This window comes from Enterococcus sp. DIV0691 (assembly GCF_051711145.1).
GTDB lineage: Bacteria > Bacillota > Bacilli > Lactobacillales > Enterococcaceae > Enterococcus_B > Enterococcus_B hirae.
Window position 1 is genome coordinate 1,854,909 of record NZ_JBIOLY010000001.1, and the last position, 25,277, is coordinate 1,880,185.

Consider the following 25,277-nt stretch of genomic DNA (forward strand, 5'->3'; position numbering starts at 1 on the left):
AGAGTTTAGATGAAAATAGGACTGAGAAAACCAAGTATTAAAAAGTCTATCAGCGCTAGAACAACTGGAAAGGCTAAAAGAGCTGTAAAAAAAGCGGTGATCCCCGGTTACGGTAAAAAAGACTCTGGATGGATAAAAGATCCAAAGAAAGCAACGTATAACAAAGTATATAAGAAAACCACCTTCAGCTTTTGGGATCTATTCAAATAAAAAAATCCCGTGCTGGCACACGGACTAGAAACCTTATTTCTAAGATTCTCCAATAAAATAATATCATAGAGATAAGGAGTAGAAAATGAAATTTATTAAATTTGGAATTATTGGATTACTATCAGTAACAATTATGGGAGGATGTGGATCGTCAACAGCTGAAACAAAGGAATCAAAAAATTATAGTGAGACAAACAGTACTATCAAAGAAGTAGGCTCTGATCAAACTGCTGAGTTTGCAACTATTGCCGAGAAACACATTAAAGAAATATATTCAATAGATAATTTGAAGATGGATTTAAAATCTATCAAAGTTACTCAATTTCCTGACGATAAAAATGCAGAAACTGGTGAAGAGTACAAAAATGTCTACAATGGTACTGGAGATTTTACTTGGCAAGACAAAAAATACAACTTTTCTTTGATTTACTCAAAAAAAGATGCGACTAATTACACTGTCCTATATCTATATAGCAATTTAGACACTAATAAAGGCGTAGATACACCATTAGTAAGTGATCAATAAAAAAGCACATTTGCTGCCCGACCAAGAACGCAAATGTGCAAAGAGCTACGGTAAAGTAGGTCTATTTGTTGTACCCTATTTTACCATCTCGAAATCCGCTGTACAACCGAACAAACGTACGAAAGGAAAGATAAAGATGGCTAAACGAGAAATTGATAAACGCATTAAAAGCTATTTGACAAAAAAGAATGAAACAAAATACATGTTCTACATTTACGCTGGTGTAGATCCAATGACTGGCAAAAAAAGAAAAGTGAAAAAAATGGGATTCAAAACTGCTCTTGAAGCAGATCGAGCTTTAAGAAGAATTGAAACTCAAGTAAAAAATGAAGGTGCTGACTCAGTAAAAGTAAAACAAAGTAAAAAATTCTTAGAAATATATAATTTATGGTTCGAAAATTATAAAAAAACTGTAAAAGAAAGTACTTGGGCGTCTACTGAAGAAATTTTTAGGCTCCATATTCTACCCGTCTTTGGAGAAAACTTTATAAACAAAATAGACGTATTTTTTTGCCAAAAAGCTGTGAATGAATGGTCTGAACAATATCCAAAAACATTCAAAAAATATAAAAACTATACTTCCAATGTTTTTGACTATGCTGTTTCAATCCAGGAAACAGAAAACAATCCTATGAAAATTGTCACAGTGCCAAAAGGTGAAATCCTAAGCATAGAAAAAAAGGATATTGAATTCTACACTAAATATGAGTTACTAGAATTCTTGAGAGCAGCTAAGCAAGAAAAAGACACTATTTACATTTTTTTCTATTTGTTAGCTTATACTGGCTTACGTAAAGGCGAGGCATTCGCTTTGACATGGTCAGATATTAATTTTAATACAAATACCCTAAACGTCAATAAAACTATCACAAGGGGCAAAAATGGGCGTTTAATTGTAAATGAGCCAAAAACGAAAAATGGAGTTAGAACTATATATTTAGATCATGAATTATCAAACGCTCTAAAAAAATATAAAAAAAGCAGTAATAAACTTACTCATATTTTCGATAGTACAAATTTAGTTTTTTCCAATAATGGAGAATTGTATAATCCAACAATTACACGTTTTTGGTTGAAACAAATTTATAAGAAAAACGAAAAGCTGAAACGAATATCCGCTCATGGATTTCGACATACACATGCAAGTTTACTTTTTGAATCTGGGGCTTCACTAAAAGATGCTCAAGCAATATTAGGACATGCAGACATACAAACAACAGCGAATATCTATACGCACGTTACAGAAAACAAAAATAAGACCACTATTTCTAACTTTTCAAATTATATGAAAGGATGAATGGGATAATGTCAAAAGGGGTACTAAAAGGGGTACTCTTTTTTAAAAAGAAAGCTATCCAGCAAACGCCAGATAGCTCAGAAACGTTGATACAAAGGAAGGTACGGGATTTGAACCCGTGCGCCGGTGTTAGCCGGTTCGCCGGATTTCGAGTCCGGTGCATTACCACTCTGCCAACCTTCCATACCTATTATTTTTAAACTTTTTTTAGTAAAAAGTCAAGCCTATTTCCCGATAGAAATCAAAAACCGGCATATTTATTTTATGAGAAGACAAAAAAACACAAGAATCATTTTCTGCTCCTTCTTAAATAGTGCCCAATGTGAAGTAAGAAAGAGTATTGGAATGAACCTTGTGTTATCACACTTCATAAGTAGATCTAACTAATTGTTTCAGGATTTTCTAAAGAAAGAATAGAATCAATCGTTCGCTTGATGAACGAAATAATTTGTTCTTCAGTTGGGTGCATGATGTTTGAAGACATTAAAGATGCGATTCCAGTAACTGCAACCCAGGTTCCAGTGTGTAATGCATCAACGTATTCATCTGACAACTGGTTGTATCGATGATCTTGTTTGACGATTTCACGGAAATAGTTATAAGAAAAATCATGCATTTTTTGTCCATCGCCATGTTCGTCGATATATAATGCCATGTAAAGACTATGATGTTTTTTTGCAAAGTAGATATAGTTTAATCCTAGGTCAATAATTTTATCTCCAGTACGTTCAACTGGAAAAACATTTTCTTTGAGTTGTTCAAAAATTGAGTCTAATAAAGTATTTTTTAGATCCTCCATGTTTTTGAACTCTAAATAAATAGGTTGTGTGGATATACCCATTTTTTTAGCAATATTTCTCGCAGTAAACCCTTTAAAACCTTCCTTTGCAACAACATCATAAGCAGCTTTTAGAATTTGATCTTTAGTATAGACTTTTCTTCTCATTAAAACTCCCCCACTTCTTACTGCAGTATATGTTGTTTTATTGTAACCGATATACACAGTTTTTGGCAAATAATTTACTCAAAACGTTATATTTTAAGTTTTTTTCTTATTTATTTTTAACAATGATACAATATTATTTAAGAATAAACAAAAATACTGTTTCCCCTTACAAAAATTGATTTTTCTGTAACTGTTAGTTGACCAAAAGATTTCTTTCACGTTATAGTTAAAGAAAACGACAAAGAAGGTATGTAATGGTTAATAAAAACGACGTTATTTATATTCACCCCATCAAAAAAAAGCCATCTCAAAAAAATAAGTATTTTTATTTAACATTTACTGGCTTGTTTTTTCTAATAATCGGGCTTGTTTCTGGACATCCGGTTGAAACTATTGAGGGGCTCAGCAATATCCTTACTTCTCCTAGTAATCTGATGACCGATTATTTGGCAATAGGTGGTTTTGGAAGCGCATTTATCAATGTTGGTGTCCTGACTTTGTTGTCCGTACTTCTTTGCTATCATCATAAAGTCTATCTAAATGGACTAATCTTTGCTTCTGTATTAACCGTCACAGGCTTTTCTTTTTTTGGAAAAAATCTGTATAACTCTCTTTCCATTATTTTGGGTGTCTATCTCTATGCACATTTTGTACATAAACCTTTTTCACAGTATATTATGGTTGGCTTATTTGCTAGTGCCTTGTCACCTGTAGTTAGTTATATCACTTTCGGTATGAACTTACCATTGGGATTAGGTATTTTATTTGGTAATCTGACTGGTGTACTCGTTGGTTTTTTACTCCCTCCTTTGGCATCGCATACCCTTATTTTTCATCGTGGATTCAATTTGTATAATATTGGTTTTACTTCTGGATTGATCGCCATGGTCGTGGCTGGTATCCTTCGGTTATTTGATTTTTCAATTGAAGTTCAATCGTTCGTTTCAACAGGCTACCATCAAGAACTTACATTAGTCATTTTTCTTTTTTTTAGTTTAACTACGCTATTTGGTCTTTTTATTAATTCATGGAAGCTCACTGGTTTACATGACATTTTTCAAACTTCAGGAAAAGTAACTACTGATTTTATGGCGATCTCAAGTATCGGTGCCACCTTACTAAACATGGGGTTAGTAGGGCTAATGCTTTCCATCTATGTTCTTCTTATTGGTGGTGAATTCAACGGCCCGATTATTGGTGCAATCCTATCTTCAGTTGGATTCAGTGCCTTTGGTTGTCATCTAAAGAACAGTTTCCCCATACTTATAGGGATTTATCTTGCTTCATATCTGGCTACTATCCATGATGCCTCTCAAACAACAATGATCGTAGCAGCGATATTTGGTACTGCACTTGCTCCCATTAGTGGTTTTTATGGTAGTATTTTTGGTATTTTAGCTGGATTTTTGCATATTGTCTTAGTCCATAACGTCAGTGCATTACATGGCGGATTAAGCCTATATAATAGTGGATTCTCAACTGGATTCGTTGCAGGTTTTCTTGTACCGATCTTAGACAGCCTGACTGTTGGCAGAAAGGAAAAGGATGACATTGGAAAAAGAATTATCAAAAAGAATCATTAGTGAATTTTTAACCTATCTTTATTCTCACGAGATCACTGAAATAAGGATTGGGCTAGAATCAACACCCGAAGGATTATATATTGAAATTCAAGGAACTTGTTATTCTCCTCCTTCTGATTTGCATGAGTTAGCGGAAATGCTCAATGAACCAAGAAATCCTACTATGGATCTATATTACCAAGAGCTTGGAAATGTTTTTCTGGATCAATCAGATTTCCGATTACTTGGAAGTCTGATTGATGATGTGGAACTCATGTACGAACTTCCCATCTTAAATATAAAAGTATTTAGACGAATCCTTTGATTTAACAGGCTTAGTGAAAAGACAAAATGAGACACTGATTTTCACTCCCCTGAGATATTCCCTTTAGCTTTCATATAGTTATGGCGTTCAGAGTATTCTATCCACGTAAGTAAGCTAGAAACGCATAAGAGGTAAAGCAAAAACTTCTTCTTTTAGTTTCCTCAGCTTATTTTAAAGATTTAATACTTGAACGCCGATTTTTCATTTAATAGAGGATATTTTCCCTAAAACTACAGGCACAAAAATAATACTTCAAATACATCTCTAGTTGGATGTTTTTGAATCGTTTTTAAATTATACTTATTACAACTTACAAAATTGTTTGATAACTGTCATTTAAAATAGTGGCACAAAGAGTCACTAATAAAGTACATTAGTAATATAAGAAAACGTATCAAAGGAGTTGATAGACGTTGAACATTGCGGCATCACGGAAATTGATCAATTTTATATCTATCATTGGATTAGTAATTTCGATAGGCTTAACGATTTATTTTATCAATTTGGGTGTATTTAAAGATTTAAATTCTTTAAGAGGATTAGTTGGAGATTCAATTATCTTAGGTCCTATCATTTTCATCTTAATCCAAATCCTGCAAGTTGTTATTCCAATCATTCCTGGAGGGATAAGTACAGCAGCCGGTGTATTAATTTTTGGACCTTATGCTGGTTTTATTTATAATTATGTAGGGATTTGTATCGGTTCGATCATCATCTTTTTACTTGGTCGACGGTATGGTAAACCATTTATTTTATCTATGGTCAGTGACAAGACGTATAACAAGTATGTTGGTTGGCTCGATAACCAGAATCGCTTTGAAAAGTTATTTGCTTTAGCAATTTTTCTACCAGTGGCCCCTGATGATGCGCTTTGTTTAATGGCTGGTCTAACAAATATTTCTGTAAAAAAATATACTTGGATCATTTTATTGGCGAAACCCCTCTCGATTTTCTTATACAGCATGGCTTTGATTTATGGTGGACATTTCTTAAGTGGATTACTAGGATAGTTTATTATAAGTGGGCGTACTGCGTTAAGTATTTGCGCAATCTGTCCACTTATTTTTATTTTTACGTTATAATATTTATGGTAGGTGATTGAATGTTAATTTATTTAAAAAGAAGTTTAGGAAATGCTTGGGACTTTCTTAAAGGAACTCAAGCATATTTTCGTGATGTTTTGATTATGCATTTATTTATTTTATTTATTTGTTTACCCTTATTGAATAGTACGACCAGATTCATCTTGAATCGAGGAGCCATTGATTATATATCTAGTGATAATATCTCTACGATCCTTTCACAGCACCCAGGTGTCTTATTGTCTTTGACTGCTGTCTTACTAACTATCTTACTCCTAGTTTATTTTGAGTTTACTTTTTTATTGATGAGTGTTTACTTTATTAAGAAACAAACACCTATCTCGTTGAAACAGTTACTTCAAGCAACGTTTCGTCAATTAAAAAAAATACGCCCATTGACTTTTCTTTTTTTCTTAGCTTATTTCGTACTTATTTTACCGATTAGTGGGTTGAGTTTTAATTCTGATTTACTATCTAAAGTTAAAATCCCAGCTTTTATCATGGATTTTATTTTTACTAATCGTTGGATCGTGGTTAGTAGCTTCATTCTGTTTTATATCTTTTTAGCTTACATTGGTATCCGTCTCATTTTTGCCTTACCAGAAATGATTCTACGTGATCGACCATTTAAACAAGCGGTTAAAGAAAGTTGGTATTTAACCAAATCACGTTTTTTTGCAATCCTTGGACAGTTCATCATTATTGGTGGTAGTATTTTACTCATTTCATTTGCCGGCTATTTAATTGTGCTCCTCGCACAAATAATTGTAGAACAATTTTTCCCTAATTATTCATTGATTAGCGCTGTTTTTGCAATGACGATTCTTCAAGCTATCCTTTTATTCAACATCGTTATGTCAACAGTCGGAATTTTTTACATTATTATTGATTTCATGGATGATGAAGGTTTTCTTCCTGAGACTCCTAACTGGTTTCGTTTAGAATCTCCTAACAAACGTTTTTCTGTTCTTAAAAATACAAGCTTAGTTTTATTTGCTGTATTTTTTGGTGTAGGTGTTTGTCTCTACAATATGGATTATTTGACTTCTGCTTCTCAAACGAAACCTGTAACGATTTCTCATCGTGGTGTCAGTGGAGGTAACAGTGCCCAAAATACTTTAGCTGCTTTAGAAAAAACAAGTCGTACCTACCATCCTGATTATGTGGAGATGGATGTACAAGAAACCAAAGATGGTCAATTCGTTGTCATGCATGATTTTAACTTAAAAAAATTAACAGGGATAAATAAAGCACCACAAGATCTAACCTTGAAAGAATTAGAAAAGTTAAAAGTAACTGAAAACGGTGCGAAAGAACCTGTCGTTTCCTTTGATACTTATTTAAAGAGAGCCAATGAATTAAATCAAAAACTTTTAATCGAAATCAAAAATTCAAAAAATGATTCTAAAGATATCGTTGATCGCTTTGTCAAAAAATATGAAGAAAACATTTTAACTCATCAGCATATTCTACAAAGTCTTACGTATCAGACAGTATCTGATCTGAAAAATGCCAATCCTAATTTTTATGTAGGCTACATCCTACCATTCAATATTGTTGGACCACCAGTTACTCCGGCTGACTTTTTGACGATGGAGTATAGTACGATCAATCGGAATTTTATTGATTCAGCTCATCAAGATGGTAAAAAAGTGTATGTCTGGACGGTTAACGACTCAGATGGAATCAGTCGTATGATGTTTTATGGTGTTGATGGGATCATTACTGATCAAATGACTATCTTAAATGAAAATATCAAAGCAATGGATGAAGAGATCACCTATTCAGATAAATTATTGAATTTCGTTTTAGGTGTTGGTTAAAAAAAGAGCCCCATGGATTGAATCCATGGGGTTCTTTTTCAATTACTTTATCTTTCTCTCGCGCTTTTCACCGCACGAACCACTGCTAAGATTGCCGGAATAGCAGAAATAACTGCTAAGATAATGCCCATTTTACCTGAACTCTTTCTTTTTTGCATGTTTTTTCGCTCCCTTCTCTCTCCTCTAATTATAGAGAAGTTTACGATATTTCTCAAAAAAAGTGTTTATGAAACCAAAGCAGATTCTGCTACTGTATAAATTTCGTCCAGTTTAACTAGTAGACGAAACTTACTATCGTAAACAGCCAACCGATCTCTCTGATCATAGCTTTCTACAAAAATAACAGCCGTATTAGTATATGTACGTTCCACGCAACCAATCACTTCATAGTTCACTCCAATCGGTTTGCATATGTATGACTTGCCTATTTCTAATTTTAACATTTCTCAATTCCCTCCTTTATTTTGTTAATCTTTAATTTATAATAACAAAAAAAAGAAGATTTGAAAACGATTTATTGAATTTTTTTATATTTTTTCTTAGAATTACACGATTTCAATCTAGTTTCCCCTTTTCCTCACATAACTAATACCAAGATATAATTGTAATTTATAAGTGACAGATTTGTTTGAAACTGTTAGCCTTTTGTTCGTGTAAACCTCCGAAAAAGCATCTAAACTATTCTGTGAGGAGGGAATTTCATGATTGTTATTCAAGCTACTGTATTTATCCTATTATTGATTGGATTGCTTATTGGACTCACAGAAAATTAAGAATCCCTTGTTGACATAGCAATTAATTGCGAAAAAAAAATAAGGGTGCTACACTGATTACAGGAAGGAAAATTTAACAGAAAATTCCAACCACAATTTACATTAATAAAAAAAGAGGTGACTTACATGACATTTACTAAAACAAATATTGAATACCGAGTTGCATTTGATACTGTATCCAATCAATTTATGGCAATTGATGCTACAAATGAAAACAACGTGGCATTTGGTATCACGATTGAACAAGCTGTCCGTGCATTAAATGAATCCAAATAAGGAGTGAATCATTTCTAATGACCGAAAACAACTCGGGATCGAAAAAAGAATAAAGACGTTTGCAACTAATACAGTTAGCAAACGTCTTTTATTATTTATTCAATTTGAGTTTGTGCTTTATTTTCCCCCATGAAATTTTGCTGATTCCCAGAAAGATTAGAACCATCGCAATTTGCATGATTGGTACTCCTGCCCCCGTATACACACTTAGAAAATAATCTTTTTGCTCTGGCGAGTAGGAACAAAACCATGAAACCCCAAATAAAAATAAAAACTGGGTCAATATCAAACCACTAGTAATGACTAGTGCAGAACAATAAAAACCACGATCTTTTTTAGCATAGATTGAACCTAAGATCAAAAATAAAAATCCTAAAATCGCTAAACATAGAACAACACCACTTGTCTTTTGATAAATCGCAATCATAATATTAGAGATTTTCGCTGTTTTTGATAAAACTAAAATCGGCGGTTGTGGATCTTCACTATTAATCCAATTATTCAATAAAGGAACCCGCAAAAAGTTTTGCGCTGCTTCTACATCCGCATGGGTTCCAAAACTGTAATTCCCTCCTTGATGAAAATCTTTGTAAAATAAATTGTCACTATAAGCTGTCCTAAAAAAATCTAAGAGTACTGGAATATCCTCGGCAATCTTCCCATCTCCTGTACTCATTAAGTAGACTTCACGTTTCTTCTTCAAATCTCCCTTACGATAAGCAGCCCTTAACTCTTGATTGACTTGTTTCCAAAATTCATTGGTTTCTTTTGCGTTATTTTGATAGTAGCCAGACTCATTCAACACATCTCGCAGTGCCCAAAAAATAATGTCTCCCTTTAATTCCTTTACTTTTCCTGCCTGAGTCCAAGCATGTGTCGTATATAATTCTTTGATTCTAGCAGCTTCTTTAGCAAAAGCAGGTGACACAGCTAATGCTTTATTTAACGCTTCATGAGAAACCCAAATCCTACTGTTCTCTTTGTTTATGTTCGTTCCATCATCTATTCGAATCAAGTTCTTCATCAATTGAGCAAACTCTCCGCTCGTACGATCATTGACTACTGCAAGATGATAGACTTCTTCATTTTTATGCTTAATCATTTGATTTGTCACGATAAAGCTGATCATAGGAAGAAAAAACAAACTGAGCTTGATCAGTTTTCTTCGATCAAGGGTAATTTGTGAAAAAAACTTTTCAACAGTTTTCGTTGGTCTAAAATCCACTCCTAATAAAATCTGAACAAAACTAATGATTAAGGCTGCCAGAACAAACGGCAACAACCAGAGTGAATCTTCGCGAATATACCAGTAAAATGGAAAGATTAGAGACAACAAGAAAAACCAAGGTAAAATAGTTTTTGTTGCACGATATTTACGATAATAAATAGCTAATAAACAAGCAACGATAATTACGACAGATGGAATTACAATGGCGTTTCGATAAATACGTGTCGAATATTCATGGGTAAAACCGATTGGTGAAAATAAAAAAAAGACATAGATAAAAAACAAGATACTATTCTTTTTAACGATCGGCTTTACACTCAGTGTAATCAGCACGCTAGCTAAAATATTAAACCCACCTAATAATAGCGAGTATGGTAGCTGAATTTTATTGGCAAAAGCTAAAAATAAGCTATAAGAAATACCTTTTGATAAAGTTTTAGCATTGTACTCTCCTAACCACTGCCCGTCCACTAAATTACGGGCATAATGAATAAAAAGCTGGTCATCATAGCTAGCTGTCATATCGATGCTGTAAGTCGCTTTGTAATAGAGATAAAGACGTATTAGTGTAAGAATTAGAGCGATACCACAAATAAAATAAAGTTGTTTTTGCCTAACATACTGAAGCATTTCCTTTACTCTATCCATGTACCCTAACCTTTCCTCCGCCTTTCTTCTTGATACTAATCATATTTGATAATTTATTTTTAACCAATTCACTCAACTCCTTATTCAATAAGCCTCTAATAAGTATAGCAAAAATTCATTTCATTGATATTAACCTTAAAAGATTCTTATTAACTTGTTTGATTGCTTTTTTAGCAGGTTCTAAGCGTTAAAAACAAGAATTATACTGTACTAACTTAATGACTGATCTTTTCCACTTTGTAACTATCGTAATCTGCTGTTGTGCAAATCATTTCCTTTATATATCTATTTTTATCAATAGGTGATCAAAAATTCACATTTTTTATTTTGTAATTTAATTTTTAGATAAAAAACAACTTTGTATATCTTTAGACAAGTATTACAGAATGATATATTTTTTTATTAGGAGGTTTATTTCTTTCATTCCTACATGGAAGGAAAATATTTTTATTTTTGGAGGAAAAAAATGGGAACTTTTTTAGTGTTAGTAGGTTTAATTGGTATTTGTTGGGGGTTAGTAGGACTGATTCGATCATTTTTCAAAAAAGGGAATAAAAAACGAAACTTTATTATTATAGGAACAGCATTTATTCTTATGATTTTCGGAGCGTCTATCTCTCCTACCAGTCATTCCGATAGTTCAAAAGCAAGTACACAATCTGAAAAAAAGATCGAAACAAAAAGAACATCAAGTACTTCTAGTGAAGAACAGCTGAAACAAAAAGCTGAACATAAAGAAAAAGAAAAACGGAAGCTTGAAGCTGAGCGTAAGAAACAAGAAGAAGAAAAACAAAAACTTGAGGCTGAGCGCAAAAAACAAGAAGAAGAAAGACAGAAACTTGAGGCTGAGCGCAAAAAACAAGAAGAAGAAAAACAGAAAATTGAAGCTGAGCGTAAAGCACAAGAAGAACGTCAAAAACAAGCTGAAAATGAAGCAACAACAGCACTATCACAAGCTGAAGCTCATCCAACTAGAGAAAACTATAACTCAGCAGCTACTTTAATCCAGGCTATTCCAAACGGCAATCAACACTTGTCTGCTCGACTAGCTACAGTAGATGCAACGATCAAAGCAAATGAGGCAGCTGAAGCAGAACGACAACGGCAAGCTGCGGCCGCACAAGAACAAGCCAATCAAGTTGCAGCAGCACAAACACCGCAACAAAACAACGAACAAACGGTTTATATTGCTCCAGATCATGGTACAAAATATCATTTAAATCCGAACTGTTCGGGACTTAACAACGCAAATTCTGTCGTAGCTATCTCGCTGCAAGAGGCCCAAGCACGTGGATATACGTTGTGTAAGCGAGGTTAATCTAAAATAATAAAATGAACTGTGACAGCAGTGTCTAGCTCTGATAACTAAGCCGGAGAATCCGAAAATAGTCTCTACTATTTTGGACTCTCCGGCTTATTTCAAGGAGTTGATGCTTGAACACCGTGAATCAGAGGTTGTGAAAAGAGCGTTTTGACCTGAGCGTTAAGGATAAAAATCTCGAAACAGCTCTCCATGTTTTGAGATTTTTTGACTTATCGCCGAAGGTCAGCTCTTTGAACACCGTTTAGAGCAAGAGGTTGTGAAAACATCGGGGAGCTCCGATGACAATAAGAAAAAATTTTTTGAAATAGTTTCTCATATTTTGAAAAATTTAGGCTTATTTCAAGGAGTTGATGCTTGAACACCGTTTATCCATTTTCAAAGCACAATGTAAGATTTGTCTCCCTAATTTATTTTTTATTGTGAACATTTCCGGTGTTCGGTCTCTCCTAACTTTACTTAAGCATGGTCATACAAAAAAACAGAAAATTTTTACAGCCATTCCCCTGATATTAATAGTGGGATATTAGCTTAAATACCATAAATTTTTTTGCGTTTCTCCTTTACAAAAAGAACGTTTGTTCGTATAATGCTATTAAAGAATATTTACGGATTGTCATCCTCGAAATCGCTCATAAGGGAGAGTCCACAATGATTAAGAAATATGGCACAGTAACAAAAATAAAAATACTACAAATTGGGGCTCGTCCCTTGATAAGATTTAGCTTGAATGATACGAACTGTTTAATCGCTGGTCATGGTTTAAACTTTCTTGCTGAAGTAGATGAAGGAATGAAATTAGTAATCAGTGGCTATTATAATCAAAGAAACCAATTGGTCGTCAAAGAATATCATGTGCTAGGTCCCACGAAAATACTGATTGATTTTAAAAAAATCAAGAAAGAATTTATTGGTAAAAAATAAAAATTGGTTTTGAAGTATATAACTCCCGTCTAAAAAAATCAGAACTTTTTTGTAAAAGAAAAAAGGTATCCATCTGTCTCAGCGAGTAGGTTTGGATACCTTTTTAAATCAGCAAAATTAGGTTTATTTTTTATTTATACATAAATGCTGTTCTAGGATTACTTGTTGTTCCTATCTCTTTGGTACCTTTCTATCTTTAAACGGATGATATGGTTAATTGCTTACTTGATTAAAGTCAGAAATGATATCATTCAACTCCGTTTGAAGTGTCGAAACAATCAAATGAAAATTTTCTTCATCCGTTTTATCATATGGGGATGTTTTTGTTACATAAAGTAGCTTCTCGTTTTCTATTTTCATTAGAACCTGTGTTGCGGTTTGTACTTTGTTTTGATAATTAAACGCAGACATTCCACTTTGAATAATCGTTATGATTGCGGAAGCAATCGAAACGACTAATAACAAAGACTTATGATCAGATGCCTCGTGAATTAAAATAGGGATAGCAGCAGATAATACGATTTTTATAATATTCCCTATGCCAATGATTCTATTATACGATTGAATATCTTTTTTTAATTTATTAATTGTAGAATCAATTGATTCAATAAACGCTTTTTGATCCATATCATTTCTCCATTCACTTTATTAAAATTTGGTCGTAAAACTATTATAATTGGATTTACCTATGTTTCAGCTAATTACAAATCAAAACAAATGGCTATTAAATAACAATCATTATTTTATCAAAATAATGATATATTTGTCAATGATAGTATTCGTGCACGGATAAAAGCTATTGAAAAGATCTGAACAAAGATTTAATCATTACAGACGACAGAAAAATTACATTTGATGTATGCTCACAATCTCTGACCAACCGAGCAAAGTAAGCTTGATTGATTTAAAAAATTTATACTGTGAATACTATTGCCCACAGAATTGTCAAACGTGCCCATCTCTCCCCTAACTGTCTATAATGGTAGATATGTGTAAGCAGTGCCTAACCGAAAAGTTGGCATGAAGCATGAAGATATAAGTCATAAAGATATCTCTATTATTCAACTATATGATCAAGTGTCATATGAAAGTATTGAACGAACTTCGATAAGTCCAATGACTATATCAATAATCAACAACGAAAATTTTCTGGACAAAATATTTCTCTGCCAACAAACCAAAAAAGGATGGCTATAATTAGCCATCCTTTTTTATAAATACCTCAATGAGTATCATTTTTCATTTTAAAGGCAAATTGTTTGGATAATTATTTTTAATAATTACCTAAAACTCCTTATCTTAAAGACGTTCGTTCAATTCTTTGGCAAGGTCTTCAAAGCCTGGTTTGCCTAGAAGTGCGAACATGTTTTTCTTGTATCATGTGTACATTTATTACTTTTTTTCTCTTTTGTACCGTTAGAAAACGCCGAAATATCAGTATTTTATCTATCTCCTGCTTTTTCCATCTTTTCTGGTTTTTAATATCACTATCACCAAAACTATCACTAGTTTTTCTATTATTTTTACTTTTTTATATGCATATTGAAACCGGAGTTAGGACAATTAATATAAGAACGAAAAAAACTCAGCCAATAATGATCGGTTGAGGTCTTTAGCTACTCAAAGTCAGATTTGAATCTTTCGGTTTTAAATTTAGCAAAGGATTTAATGAAATCATTGATTTAATCTCTAAAGGCACAATTTCAGATCTCATATTATTTTTCCTTATTTGTAAAATTTTTTCTAGGTATTCTCTACATATATACCTCCGATTTGTAAGTAACGTTAGTGGTATAGAGATACCACTTAAGACAAATAACCGATCACAATCCACCAGAACTGCCATGCGAAATGGCGATTTAATTCTAGAAATCTCTTTATTTGGTAAAATTTCAAATCTATTTAAAGGTGGAAGACCTTTTTTAATATGTTTTAGTCTTTTTGAAGTACAAACAAAAAGACCTTTCCCCGTTTCCTGTCGTTCAGCAAAAATATAAATATGTACTTCTCCTCCATTTTGAGAGGAGATATTTTTATAGAATATTCAAATAAAAATTATTTAGCAACAAAATACTATTTTGTTAAAGAAATTTAAACTAAAAAATGCATCTATTTTCCTGTATGTTCAGTCACGATTTCTTGTGATCTGTTTGCTGTGTCTTCTACATCGCTTTTGGCTTTTTCCAGTTTTTCAATATAATTATTCAAATTACTGTTTTCTGATTGCTCTTTTTCTAGTTTTTGTTGAGTACTTTGCAATTGGTTTTTAATAGTATTTTTTTCATTTAACAATTGATTAATTTGTTGATTTAAACTATTAACAGTATTTTGAGCATCATTAAATTTATTTTGTTCTGTTTGTAAACGATTATTCCAATCAGTGTTTAATTGATTTATTTCAGCTATTTTTTGATTTATTTCATCAATTTTAGCATTGATTTCATTTTGTTTACCTTGCAATTCAGCATTTTTTCCTGATAATTGATTCTCTAAATTTGTTTTATCTATAGTTAATTGATTTTTCTCATTTTCCAAAGTCAACACTTTTTGTTTATATTCTTCAACGTTAGCCTTTACTTGCTCAAGTTCTTGATTATTTGAAGATAATCGTGAATTTAAACTACTAATATTTTGCTCTTTATTTTCTAGTGCTTTATCTAATGTCTCCAAATTATGATTGATTTGTTCAATATTATCTTCTCCACCCCATAACAAAATGTCATCGGCAAAGTTTTTCCCTGCGATCCCTGCTAACACTAATCCACCTATAATTAATCCACTTACTACAATTTTCTTATTCATATCACCATTCTCCTTAACACAAACTGAACCAATTATAGTTAATGATTTCACAATCAGTCAATTTAAATATATATTTTTTTATTTTATTTTTATAAATCTTTTTCTTAATTCGGATAAAGTCAGATGTAACTGCATACAAACATTATTTTTAAAACATTGTATTAATTAATTTAAAATTAGATACAGTTATTAAATTCACATAAAAAAGTCTACTCTTTCGGATAGACCAAAACATCTAACACATTTATTTTACCAATTTAAGAGATTATATATTCTATATTTTTGAAATAAAAAAAACACCCGAAGGTGTATAAAAAAATGGTTTAGTTATAGATAAATTAACTTAAGAGTACTGTTACTACAAGTGTTCTTCTCACTCTAAAGAAAAAACTATCCTATCAAATAAAATAAGCACTTTATTTTCTTATAAAAGCGGAGTCTTTTGCGGAAATATTTTTTATATCTGTTACATATCTTTCAACTTTCATATGCAAATCATATTTTTCTCTAAGTTTAGTAATATGAGCCATCATCGGAGATTCATGATGTTTGTCTAGTGCATCTTGATCTGTCCAACTATCAATTAGAAGAATTGTGTCCTCATCATTCATTGAAAAAAAGTATTCATATTTAATATTGCCTTTTTCTGCACGGATATCTTCTACAACTCCAGTTGAAACCATCTCTTTTGCAAATTTTTTCGCATTTCCATTTGTACCACTATAATAAATGTTCACAGTAATAGCCATTTCTTTACCTCCTTGTATATTTATCTATCCTTATATACCCTGTAGGACTCGAACCTACGACAGGACGGTTATGAGCCGTCTGCTCTGACCATTAGCAATAGAAGATAGCTTATTAATTAATCTCTATTATTCCAATAAAAACTACTTTAAAATCCCTGCTGCGAAAACGAGCATGAAGAAAGATGTATATTTGATATCGTGACGAATGTGTCAGACGCACGGAGCGGTCATCGGCGTTATGACTATATAAAGTATACTTTCGTTGATCCAGAAAGGTATAAAGATTAAAGTAGGCTACCTAAAAAGGTAGCCCGGAACGGATTTTATCACCATACTTATAAAAGGAGATATTTTTAAGTTAGTATTAAGATTGTGTAATATGATGATATCTATATTTTATAGTATCAGTGCTATAAAACCAAAAATAAGTCACTAATTAACTACCACTCCAATTATAAGTCTTTTTCCCATTATTTTTTATAGTTATATGGTATGCTTTTTAATGGCTTCAAATATAAAAGAGTTTAAAGCGTAATACACTTAAGGGAAGTGGTTTGGGGTGCGCTTTAAACTCTTCTTTATTATTATCTCACAGCATGCTTAAAAGGTCTATGGATTAAGTTATGTAAAAAAGTGCCTCTTTAAACGTCCTAAAATCCAAACAAGGATAGCATAATATACACTATTGTTGATCCAGAAAACAGGTAAATAAATTTTGCAAAAGCAATAAGTTAAAAACATTACAAAAAAGACAAGGATATCACATCAAGAAAAAATGTTTTGAAAATATCTTTGCCTTTTTTGTATTATATCTATATTAAATAATCAATCACAACACATTAACTAATTTATATATTTAATTTGTTGTTTTTCTATAATTGGATAACTAATTAACTTATGACTATCTAAGTCTTCTTTATTCATATCAATTGCAGTAATTTGACTGTCTTCATATGTTCGATAATAATAGATTCCTTTGTCAACATTGCAACAAGAAGAATAAATTGTATATTCATATTTTCCATCACCAACATCACACAAACCTTTTTGTTGTTCTACTGAACCTAAGATATGGAAAAATTGACTAATACTTTCTGACTCTGAATCTCCAGATACAGAATTCAGCTTCGTAAAAGTCGCTTTAACAAAACGAGATACTGAGGATAAATCTCCAGGCAAGCCTATCCCTCCCATACCGCGGCTATAGGCATTCAAACTTATTTGATTTGAAAAATTATTTTTAGGAGTTTCACTCGATAAGACACGATAATTGTTTAAATTAAATAATTGATAGTCAAATGAAGGATTATTGGTAAGAACGCCCACAGGGTTATCATATATATGAAGTCCATCTTTCATACTTTCAATGACAATTGATTTTTCTTTATCAGCTAATAGCCAATGTAAAGGGGATAAAGGAAGTTCATCACTATAATTTATATTTGCTAAATTGATATTTTTTAACAATTTTTTAGCTTCTCCTACTGTTGAGCATTGTCCTAAAATCCAAGGAATAAATTCAAAAGGAGATACATTGTCTTTCCCTTCTTGTATTTCTTTATAATCAGCATACCCAGAAAAATTTAGCCCAGCCATACTCAATCCTTTTTCATTTGTCGCATCGTAATAAAGAGGGTAGTCAGCTATACCAGCGGCAATACCAATCATTGCATAATGAGTATCCAAATCATTTACCTTTCGAAAATTCAACTTATAATTTCTTGGAGTAATAGTGACTACTTCATTGTAAGATATTTCATAATCAAAATTCCTTCCAAAATAATGATCACTTGTTACATAAGTAATAGACGTACACATAGTTTATTCCTCCTAAATATTTTTCTGTCCACGTTCATATTACTCCAAAGTTTTCCTCATTCCAAAAGAAAAGCACAGAATACACAAAGAAGCGTTTTTATTTGTATAAACTATATCAAAGTTCTATACTTAAATTATCAAATAAAAAGGACGTGAAGATAAATGTCAAATTTAGAAAACAAAGAAGAAAAAGTTGTAAACAAAATTGTTTCTGTTGTCAATAAACTGGATAAAGAGTTAGACGAACTTGATACGTTATCTGAAAATCCAGAAAAAAAACATAACCTAAAAAAATGGTTAGTTGAACGAAAGGCTATTCATGAAATTAAAAAAGTTCTTCATGAAGCTGATAAATATGAAAAATATGATGAAAAAGAACTTGATAAAGAATTTAAAGAAATCAATGACTTATTACTCTGATCTATTAAACGACTCATTATGAGTCGTTTTTTTATACAAAGAAACTATCTGGAGGTAATCCAAATATAAATATTGATTGTAGTACAAAAAAGAAGCGTCCGAAGACGCTTCGCTGTTTAAATGCGTAAAAAGATTGGGAAATTGATTCATCAGCTATTACGACTATTATTATAATCTCATCCTATAAAAAATCAATACTAAAAAACTATTCTTTCGAGTAGCTCTGAACAGATGTCATCATAACTTATGAAGGAAATAGACATAAGATTGTGTATAAAAAAATAACCGCCCGAAGGTGGCTGAAGAAAGCTTTTATTATTGTCTTTAGACCTAGTTTCACTCGCAAAGCGAGTGAAACATAAAACCACCTGCTATGCGGGTGGGGAATAAATGGTTCTACCAAAAAGCCCTTCATATCGTTAAAATATGATTGTTCAGGTCATATTGATAACGAAAGGAAGGGATAGAAATTGGCTAATAAAGCAAATAGTTTAGCCCATACAAAGTGGCTATGTAAATACCACATTGTATTCACACCAAAGTATAGAAGAAAAATCATCTATAATCAATATCGAGCAAGCATTCAAGAGATTATTAAACGGTTATGCAAATATAAGGGGGTAGAAATATTAGAAGGACATATGATGCCAGATCACGTTCATCTGTTATTGAGTATTCCACCAAAAATGAGTGTATCCAGTTTTATGGGCTATCTAAAAGGAAAAAGTGCGTTAATGATTTTTGACAAACATGCGAATTTAAAATATAAGTTTGGGAATCGACATTTTTGGGCAGAAGGCTATTATGTAAGTACAGTGGGACTGAATGAAGCGACCATAAGAAAATACATTCAAGAACAAGAGAAACATGATATAGCACTAGATAAATTGAGCGTACGAGAATATGAAGACCCTTTCAAGGGTTAAAGAGTAATACAACCACCTTTTTAAAGGTGAGCAAAAGTGGCAAAGGCAATATGGCTTGAACATGAAATGAGAAAGCCAGCGTCTTTAGGCGCTGGCCGGTGTAAAGGGCTTATAGCCCTAGTGCAAACCACCCTTTTGAAGGGTGGTTATGATTTTTACATAAATACTCTTCTAAATAATTTTAACACAGAACTAACTTAATTACTATATGTACCCTGTAGGACTCAACCTACGACCGGACGGTTATGAGCCGTCTGCTCTAACCAATTGAGCTAAAGGTACGAGAAGCCATCACAACTACTGCAAACAAAAAGAATGGACATAGACTAGATAATAATGGTTTTCATTCTTTGTTGTGATGGCACATTAATTATTACACATTTAATAGCAAAAAACTAGATTGTACTTATTCTTTGTAAAATATATTATTTTATGCTATTATTTCCAAGTCATAAAAAGAAAAAAGCTTCAGATACTTATCTTTTTGGGGAAAGACTCTAGGGTGAGGGAGTATCTGAAGCTTTTTTCTATGTTTATTATCTCACATAGTTATTTTTTAGTCTATTATTTGCTTAATTTTTTATATTATAATAATTTTATTTGCTCCTTAATTAGTAACGAACTACTCTAAATTGCTAGCAATAATTACGGTATCTAGCTTAAAATAAAAAAACACCTCAAATGAGGTGTTTAAAGTTCAACATTATTTTACAATATTTACTGCTTGAGGGCCACGTTGACCTTCTTCAATATCATAAGTAACTGCTTGGCCTTCATCTAAAGACTTGAAGCCTTCTCCCTGGATCGCTGAGAAATGTGCAAATACGTCATTTCCATCTTCTCCAGTGATAAATCCAAAACCTTTGTCTGAGTTAAACCATTTTACTGTACCGTTATTCATATATATTTCCTCCTGATACGTATATAATACGTGTTTTGTTGCAATTAATATTACTTTGTAAAAGGAGTTTTTATAGTGTGAATATATCGCTCAGATTACGTTTCAAATTAGATTACTTGTTTAGTATAACACGAATGTAATGGTAACACAAGGCTAACACGATTTAATATAAAGAACTATATTTAAGCATTTAGAAGAGTTAATTGCAGAACGAAAATACAAATACAATACTGATTAAAATTAAATAAAAAAACCACCTTTTGGAGGTGGCCCACAAGGGACGGCGTACTTACATTACGCTTAATAATTATTATCGTATTCCTTGTGTCGGCAGTGCGAAATTAATTCGCCTGTAAGTTAATCATAAAGTAACTATCTGCTAAATGCAATAGTTATGCTTAAAAAAATTTAGCTTATTTTTTAAGGCAACCTCATACAAGAATGTTCCGGTATATTTCTCATTTCTCTGTTATCAATCTTGAACGATGTCCATAATCTGTTTGCCAATATATCACTAGCTTGTATCAAATAATTATGTTTAGAATCGCAATAAGACACATTTATTTCTAACTTACCTTTCCAAATAGGTTCATAAAATACACCATAATTAAAATTATGAACACCATTTTTTAGTTCTTCATATACTGATTCCTCAAAATTATAATAGCCATTACTTGCAGTGGCTTGCTCATCCACACAGATACATAGCTTTAAGTCGTCCTCTGGATTCAATAATCCTCTATTTATCAGCAACTTAATTTTTTCTTTGACCAGTCTTTTTAATACATAATCTTTATATCTGTGTATTGATTTTTTATGATCTAAAATATTTGACTGTACCCTTTTGATATCAACTGTTAATCCCATACTATGTTCGTTTTTTAAAACCCTGTATAATTCGTATTTTTCACTTTTATCTAAATAACAAGCTTTTAATTCTTCTCTGTTACCTCGTTTGGTTTGGATTCGTTGAACCACTTTTTTATATTTTCTTTTTGCAATTTCTTTATTATCCTTGCCAATGAATGCGTATCCAGCGTAGACAAAAAATCTATTAGGTGCATTCCTATGCAAGACGCCTGAATCATCAAAAAATAAATGTAATTCTTCCAACAGCCGCTTCTCCGATCATTTGTTATAAATATATGTTAATTTTACATCTTAGCCGTCTTTATAACAATAACTAAAATTGCAGATGTAGCCTAATTATATGTACTGCCCCTCAACGAGGGGCCATTTTTTATCGTTGCGGAATATTTAAATACCAGCGTTTATCATGAAAATCTTGTGCTCCGCCTTTAGTGTTCCCTTCTGGATCATTCGTTGCCCGCATCATTACATAGACTTTCTTATTAGGAAAATTACGCATATTGAAAGATACATGATAACCAACATTTCCAGAAGTATTATAAGCTTGGTTTACATCTGGTCTATAAATTCCATCAGCTCTTACTCGAGCTAATTCTTTTCCAGTATTGTAATCCATAATGAAAATATACTCGTATTTATAGTTAGCAATATGCCATCCTGCTACATGCAAGTTTGCGTTTTCGATTTCTCCGAACTGATCAATGTGGGCGTAATTTGTTCCATCTGTCAGCGTAGGATTTGCAGCACCTGCTCTAGTTGGATCAATGACTGGTTTATCATCTGAAGTAGTTGGATTTTCATCGGTAAATCCATGAGCTAAATCATATGCTAATTTTTCTTTACTTACGCCCATTTCAGAAAGATAACCGTAAGGATCTGTATGATCGCCCCAGATATTTTGTGTTACCCATAAATGCGATTTGATTCCTGGTTGGTTATAAGGAGTGTCTAATGTTAATGGAATACCATATTTCATTGCTGAATCTCTTGCCAATTCAACGTATACTTTATAGTTCTTTTCAAAAGTTGCTTTATCATGTGTGTGTTGTAACTCAATCTGCACAGGACTATTGGCATTAGCATACGAACCAGCACCGTACTGTACATAACCAGGTTGACCGACTTGATAAACAATTCCGCCGTCTCCCACAATATAAGCAGTGTAAGCGCTAGTCCATGAACGTTGCATATACTGCGCTTCATTTCGTCCTGTTGCTGTTTCGTTAGCCGTCTCATGCAGTAAAATGTACTGATTATTTGCTACTTGTGAGCTACCTTCATTTACACCTAAATTAAATTCATTGTTAATAGTGTAGGCAAAAGCATTCGAAGGCAATAAAAAAAGAGCCGTTAACAGGCTCAATGATAAAATGATTTTCTTCTTCATTTGTTTCCTCCTATTTTTTCAAATTATAAGCAGACACACCAGTGATAACGCCTAAAAATGTTGCTACTGCATTGATAGTGAGTACTGTCATGTCTGTTCCATTCCATCCATATGCTTTCCCTAATGTGGCTACTAATACAGATAAAGCAGGCAATACCGTAAGTACTGTCCATTTAATAATTTGATAATATTTATCGGGTAAAATCATTACTTCTCGCCTCCTTTCATTTCCTGAATATCGTGTTCTGCTTCATTCATCCGTCCTTCTAATAGAAAAGTACGTTCAACAATATGGTTATGCTTCTCAACTTTTTTCTCCAATTGCTCAATTCGATAAATGGTCAGTTTATTTGAAAAAACAATGCCTGCAAACGTACCAACTAACGTTCCTGCAATACTTAAAGCAGAAATAATCGCATCAATACTCATCGTTCACCAACTTTCCAACAAAAAAGCATACTCCAGGGAGCATGCCTTAACTTTCTTTATTAATAATTTTGTCTGCTTCTTCCTCTGTAATGCACAACGGAACAAATTGTCGAACTTGATCTGCAGTAAAGCAATTCCAGTCATACATCATTTTGATATCTTCATAGGAATACATATTATTCTCCCCCTTCATTTTTCGATGATTGAAGTTGATCTTTCAATAAATCGATTTCTTTACTGTTTTGAATAGTTGTAAGCATCGTTTTTGAATTGATTTGTGCTAACGAATCAGCTCTTTTTGTTAATTCTTCATTCGCTTGTTTCAATATTTTATTATCATCTTGTAACCCTTCAGATAAATTTTCTAGCAGAGCTAGTTTTTTAGAAAAATCTTGTGTGACAACTTCTTCCCATTTCCGTTCACTCGGATTCCAAAATTGACGATCTAACGGAATATCTGGTAATGGTGGTACCAAGGTATACGGCACTCCTTCTGGAAAATCATCTGGCATGTTTTCCCATACCTTGCAACCTACCGGATAAAGATATTCATACATTGTTTTCATCATTCATTCCCCCTATTAATTTGGCCACGCATCATTTGTAAAATAGCTGACGGTTCCAGAACACTCTTGATTTTCTGGTAAATTTGTAGTAGAAACCATCACAGCAATTCCCGAAGCATTCGCATAAACAGATAATGCAGGATTTCGATTGGTTTTATTCGCCAAAGTTCCACCCCAATCCTTTAGCGAAGTTGGAGTATATCCTTTTGGAAAAGCCATTAAGTTTTTCCATCCAGCAAAATTTGCTGATTTATTTGTAATCGCAAAATTAGCCACTACACTTCGTCCACATCGTTCAAATCTGACTGAACTTTCATTGGTAAAATCTGTTGTATTCGTTGTTTTTACTGTTTTTGAAACAAAACGATCTAAAATTACTGGTACATCATTCACTGTTGGTGTTTGTAAAAAGTTTTTAAAACCATCAACAGACTGATTACCAGATGTTTGTACTAATGCTTCAGCTCCATCAATTGCTCTAAAATGAGTTTTTAAATATTTAGGCACACCATTTTCTTTTAATTGCACAATATCAGACATTAAACTTCGCCTACTTTCTCAAATGTAATATTTGCTATTCCATCTAATTTTGCTTTATCTTCTTTGGACATTAACCCATTAGCGTTCGTCGTAGCTACAGATGTCGTTGTTGCATTAACTCCAGGATCTCCCTTATCTCCTTTTGGTAATACAAAATTGAATCTAGCCACAGATGAGGTTCCTACATTTGTAACAGAAGCAGTAGATCCACTAGTAACTGTACCTACAGCAATAGTTGCGGACTGTCCGGGATCCCCTTTATCGCCTTTAATTGTTGTGGGTTTGCCTTCTACAGCATTCCAATGAGTTTGAGGGTAAACCTGAACATTATTCTGTTTTACTTTTACAATATCTGTCATTAGTTTATACCTCCCCTATTTTTTCAAAAGTAAAGTTTAAGCTTTTTTCATTTAATTCTTGGAGCTGTTTATTTATATATTCAATAGTCATGTTCCAAATATATTTATTTGGATCTTGAAAGTCTTCCAGTCCTATCCCTACATATTTATATTCTGTCGTTAAGCCAGCTCCCTCATCTTTTGTTAGATAATAAGGTGATTCAAATAAATTAGGCTGATATGGCGTAGCTATTGAAGCTTCTTCTAACTTGATATATTCTATGTTGATTGATCCATCTACTATTTGGGAATTACTATCTAAACGTAGATAAGTACGCTCTACTTGTTTCATTTCTACCACGCTACCAGTAACAGAAATAATTTTTGTTTCTCCCGCTAACATAGCAGATAAGTTCGTTCCCAGTAGAATATTGCCCCCGGGAAATTTTCTATAAGTTAGTCGAATTTTTGATAAGTCTCCTACAAAATCCTCATTCACTGTTATCTTAGCAGAAAGCGTATAGGTTGTTTTGGGTTTAATTTGCACAACATTACCTGTTTCAGCACCAAAACCAGAATTTCTGAATGTC

28 protein-coding genes, 2 tRNA genes and 1 pseudogene are annotated in these 25,277 nt (G+C 32.6%); 13 read left to right on the forward strand and 18 right to left on the reverse strand.

Going from position 1 to position 25,277, the window contains the following annotated elements:
• The first annotated feature begins 9 nt into the window (after positions 1-9).
• The 3 genes from IGJ11_RS08395 to IGJ11_RS08405 all read left to right on the forward strand — a co-directional run bounded on the left by IGJ11_RS08395 (position 10) and on the right by IGJ11_RS08405 (position 2,033).
• Positions 10-210: a hypothetical protein gene (locus tag IGJ11_RS08395; protein ID WP_181934949.1), complete on the forward strand. Its 201-nt coding sequence runs from the start codon at positions 10-12 to the stop codon at positions 208-210.
• An 85-nt stretch (positions 211-295) separates the two neighbouring features.
• Entirely contained in the window at positions 296-736 is a 441-nt protein-coding gene (locus IGJ11_RS08400; protein WP_181934950.1) for a hypothetical protein, read from the forward strand.
• Between the two features lie 136 nt (positions 737-872).
• The gene (locus IGJ11_RS08405; RefSeq protein WP_288322593.1) at positions 873-2,033 is read left to right on the forward strand and encodes a site-specific integrase; all 1,161 of its coding nucleotides are present in this window, start codon (positions 873-875) and stop codon (positions 2,031-2,033) included.
• A 95-nt stretch (positions 2,034-2,128) separates the two neighbouring features.
• Here the strand turns inward: IGJ11_RS08405 and IGJ11_RS08410 are convergent.
• Together IGJ11_RS08410 and IGJ11_RS08415 are read right to left on the reverse strand one after the other, a co-directional pair.
• Positions 2,129-2,216 (reverse strand) — tRNA-Ser (locus IGJ11_RS08410).
• Positions 2,217-2,412: 196 nt separating this feature from the next.
• A complete protein-coding gene (locus IGJ11_RS08415) occupies positions 2,413-2,979 on the reverse strand; it encodes a TetR/AcrR family transcriptional regulator (protein WP_010737811.1) in 567 nt (188 codons plus the stop codon).
• A 254-nt stretch (positions 2,980-3,233) separates the two neighbouring features.
• Here IGJ11_RS08415 and IGJ11_RS08420 point away from each other — a divergent pair, with 254 nt between their 5' ends.
• The 4 genes from IGJ11_RS08420 (at position 3,234) to IGJ11_RS08435 (ending at position 7,771) form a co-directional block, all read left to right on the forward strand.
• Positions 3,234-4,562, forward strand: coding sequence for a DUF1576 domain-containing protein (locus tag IGJ11_RS08420; RefSeq protein WP_178285980.1), 1,329 nt, complete (start codon positions 3,234-3,236; stop codon positions 4,560-4,562).
• Positions 4,531-4,866, forward strand: a complete 336-nt coding sequence (locus IGJ11_RS08425; protein ID WP_025480148.1) for a hypothetical protein — start codon at positions 4,531-4,533, stop codon at positions 4,864-4,866. Before IGJ11_RS08420 ends, IGJ11_RS08425 begins: the two co-directional genes overlap by 32 nt.
• A 413-nt stretch (positions 4,867-5,279) precedes the next feature.
• Entirely contained in the window at positions 5,280-5,876 is a 597-nt protein-coding gene (locus tag IGJ11_RS08430) for a TVP38/TMEM64 family protein (RefSeq protein ID WP_010737813.1), read from the forward strand.
• Positions 5,877-5,968: 92 nt separating this feature from the next.
• Positions 5,969-7,771 (forward strand): glycerophosphoryl diester phosphodiesterase membrane domain-containing protein, encoded by a 1,803-nt coding sequence (locus IGJ11_RS08435; protein ID WP_034698405.1) that lies wholly within the window; start codon positions 5,969-5,971, stop codon positions 7,769-7,771.
• Between the two features lie 224 nt (positions 7,772-7,995).
• Here the strand turns inward: IGJ11_RS08435 and IGJ11_RS08440 are convergent, their stop codons facing one another.
• A complete protein-coding gene (locus IGJ11_RS08440; RefSeq protein ID WP_010737815.1) occupies positions 7,996-8,214 on the reverse strand; it encodes a hypothetical protein in 219 nt (72 codons plus the stop codon).
• A 456-nt stretch (positions 8,215-8,670) separates the two neighbouring features.
• Here IGJ11_RS08440 and IGJ11_RS08445 point away from each other — a divergent pair, with 456 nt between their 5' ends.
• Positions 8,671-8,820 (forward strand): hypothetical protein, encoded by a 150-nt coding sequence (locus IGJ11_RS08445; protein WP_010718765.1) that lies wholly within the window; start codon positions 8,671-8,673, stop codon positions 8,818-8,820.
• Positions 8,821-8,911: 91 nt separating this feature from the next.
• Here IGJ11_RS08445 and IGJ11_RS08450 read toward each other — a convergent pair whose 3' ends face one another.
• Positions 8,912-10,696, reverse strand: a complete 1,785-nt coding sequence (locus IGJ11_RS08450) for a hypothetical protein (RefSeq protein WP_063627272.1) — start codon at positions 10,694-10,696, stop codon at positions 8,912-8,914.
• Positions 10,697-11,162: 466 nt separating this feature from the next.
• Here IGJ11_RS08450 and IGJ11_RS08455 point away from each other — a divergent pair, with 466 nt between their 5' ends.
• Both IGJ11_RS08455 and IGJ11_RS08460 read left to right on the forward strand, forming a co-directional pair.
• Positions 11,163-12,014 (forward strand): hypothetical protein, encoded by an 852-nt coding sequence (locus IGJ11_RS08455; protein ID WP_063627713.1) that lies wholly within the window; start codon positions 11,163-11,165, stop codon positions 12,012-12,014.
• 654 nt (positions 12,015-12,668) lie between these two features.
• Positions 12,669-12,941: a hypothetical protein gene (locus IGJ11_RS08460; RefSeq protein ID WP_010737819.1), complete on the forward strand. Its 273-nt coding sequence runs from the start codon at positions 12,669-12,671 to the stop codon at positions 12,939-12,941.
• Positions 12,942-13,154: 213 nt separating this feature from the next.
• On the opposite strand, the gene IGJ11_RS08465 is transcribed toward IGJ11_RS08460, so the two are convergent.
• The 3 genes from IGJ11_RS08465 to IGJ11_RS08475 all read right to left on the reverse strand — a co-directional run bounded on the left by IGJ11_RS08465 (position 13,155) and on the right by IGJ11_RS08475 (position 16,492).
• On the reverse strand, positions 13,155-13,568 hold the full coding sequence (locus tag IGJ11_RS08465) for a DUF4231 domain-containing protein (protein ID WP_010718761.1): 414 nt from the start codon (positions 13,566-13,568) through the stop codon (positions 13,155-13,157).
• A gap of 1,482 nt (positions 13,569-15,050) precedes the next feature.
• Positions 15,051-15,743: a DNA-directed RNA polymerase subunit omega gene (locus IGJ11_RS08470; protein ID WP_034698411.1), complete on the reverse strand. Its 693-nt coding sequence runs from the start codon at positions 15,741-15,743 to the stop codon at positions 15,051-15,053.
• A 416-nt stretch (positions 15,744-16,159) separates the two neighbouring features.
• Positions 16,160-16,492: a putative quinol monooxygenase gene (locus IGJ11_RS08475; RefSeq protein ID WP_010718759.1), complete on the reverse strand. Its 333-nt coding sequence runs from the start codon at positions 16,490-16,492 to the stop codon at positions 16,160-16,162.
• Positions 16,493-16,583: 91 nt separating this feature from the next.
• Between IGJ11_RS08475 and IGJ11_RS08480 the strand changes: the two are divergent.
• A pseudogene (locus IGJ11_RS08480) lies at positions 16,584-16,780 on the forward strand (DUF5960 family protein); the annotation flags it as partial.
• Between the two features lie 555 nt (positions 16,781-17,335).
• On the opposite strand, the gene bsh reads toward IGJ11_RS08480, so the two are convergent.
• The gene (gene bsh, locus IGJ11_RS08485; RefSeq protein WP_002295271.1) at positions 17,336-18,310 is read right to left on the reverse strand and encodes a choloylglycine hydrolase; all 975 of its coding nucleotides are present in this window, start codon (positions 18,308-18,310) and stop codon (positions 17,336-17,338) included.
• A 162-nt stretch (positions 18,311-18,472) separates the two neighbouring features.
• Between bsh and IGJ11_RS08490 the strand changes: the two genes are divergently transcribed.
• Together IGJ11_RS08490 and tnpA are read left to right on the forward strand one after the other, a co-directional pair.
• Positions 18,473-18,730 carry a hypothetical protein gene (locus IGJ11_RS08490; protein WP_002295273.1) on the forward strand — a complete coding sequence of 86 codons (258 nt, stop codon included), beginning with the start codon at positions 18,473-18,475 and terminating at the stop codon, positions 18,728-18,730.
• Between the two features lie 470 nt (positions 18,731-19,200).
• Positions 19,201-19,656, forward strand: coding sequence for an IS200/IS605 family transposase (gene tnpA, locus IGJ11_RS08495; RefSeq protein ID WP_251850107.1), 456 nt, complete (start codon positions 19,201-19,203; stop codon positions 19,654-19,656).
• A gap of 209 nt (positions 19,657-19,865) precedes the next feature.
• Here tnpA and IGJ11_RS08500 read toward each other — a convergent pair.
• From IGJ11_RS08500 to IGJ11_RS08545, 10 genes are all read right to left on the reverse strand, one after another.
• A tRNA-Ile gene (locus IGJ11_RS08500) sits at positions 19,866-19,938 on the reverse strand.
• Positions 19,939-20,359: 421 nt separating this feature from the next.
• Complete coding sequence (locus IGJ11_RS08505; protein ID WP_002293041.1) at positions 20,360-20,557, reverse strand: cold-shock protein; 198 nt, start codon at positions 20,555-20,557, stop codon at positions 20,360-20,362.
• A gap of 420 nt (positions 20,558-20,977) precedes the next feature.
• On the reverse strand, positions 20,978-21,670 hold the full coding sequence (locus tag IGJ11_RS08510; protein ID WP_002325016.1) for a DUF3800 domain-containing protein: 693 nt from the start codon (positions 21,668-21,670) through the stop codon (positions 20,978-20,980).
• Between the two features lie 127 nt (positions 21,671-21,797).
• Positions 21,798-22,814 (reverse strand): peptidoglycan recognition protein family protein, encoded by a 1,017-nt coding sequence (locus IGJ11_RS08515; protein ID WP_161440307.1) that lies wholly within the window; start codon positions 22,812-22,814, stop codon positions 21,798-21,800.
• Between the two features lie 10 nt (positions 22,815-22,824).
• Positions 22,825-23,022: a phage holin gene (locus tag IGJ11_RS08520; protein ID WP_034698416.1), complete on the reverse strand. Its 198-nt coding sequence runs from the start codon at positions 23,020-23,022 to the stop codon at positions 22,825-22,827.
• Positions 23,022-23,243: a hypothetical protein gene (locus tag IGJ11_RS08525; RefSeq protein WP_010718827.1), complete on the reverse strand. Its 222-nt coding sequence runs from the start codon at positions 23,241-23,243 to the stop codon at positions 23,022-23,024. Before IGJ11_RS08525 ends, IGJ11_RS08520 begins: the two co-directional genes overlap by 1 nt.
• A gap of 46 nt (positions 23,244-23,289) precedes the next feature.
• Positions 23,290-23,418, reverse strand: a complete 129-nt coding sequence (locus tag IGJ11_RS08530; RefSeq protein ID WP_080292486.1) for an XkdX family protein — start codon at positions 23,416-23,418, stop codon at positions 23,290-23,292.
• A gap of 1 nt (position 23,419) precedes the next feature.
• Positions 23,420-23,809, reverse strand: coding sequence for a hypothetical protein (locus IGJ11_RS08535; protein ID WP_081125323.1), 390 nt, complete (start codon positions 23,807-23,809; stop codon positions 23,420-23,422).
• A 15-nt stretch (positions 23,810-23,824) separates the two neighbouring features.
• The gene (locus IGJ11_RS08540; RefSeq protein WP_164885458.1) at positions 23,825-24,349 is read right to left on the reverse strand and encodes a hypothetical protein; all 525 of its coding nucleotides are present in this window, start codon (positions 24,347-24,349) and stop codon (positions 23,825-23,827) included.
• A complete protein-coding gene (locus IGJ11_RS08545; RefSeq protein ID WP_178305844.1) occupies positions 24,349-24,708 on the reverse strand; it encodes a hypothetical protein in 360 nt (119 codons plus the stop codon). The genes IGJ11_RS08540 and IGJ11_RS08545 overlap by 1 nt, the downstream gene beginning before the upstream one ends.
• Positions 24,709-25,277 lie beyond the last annotated feature (569 nt).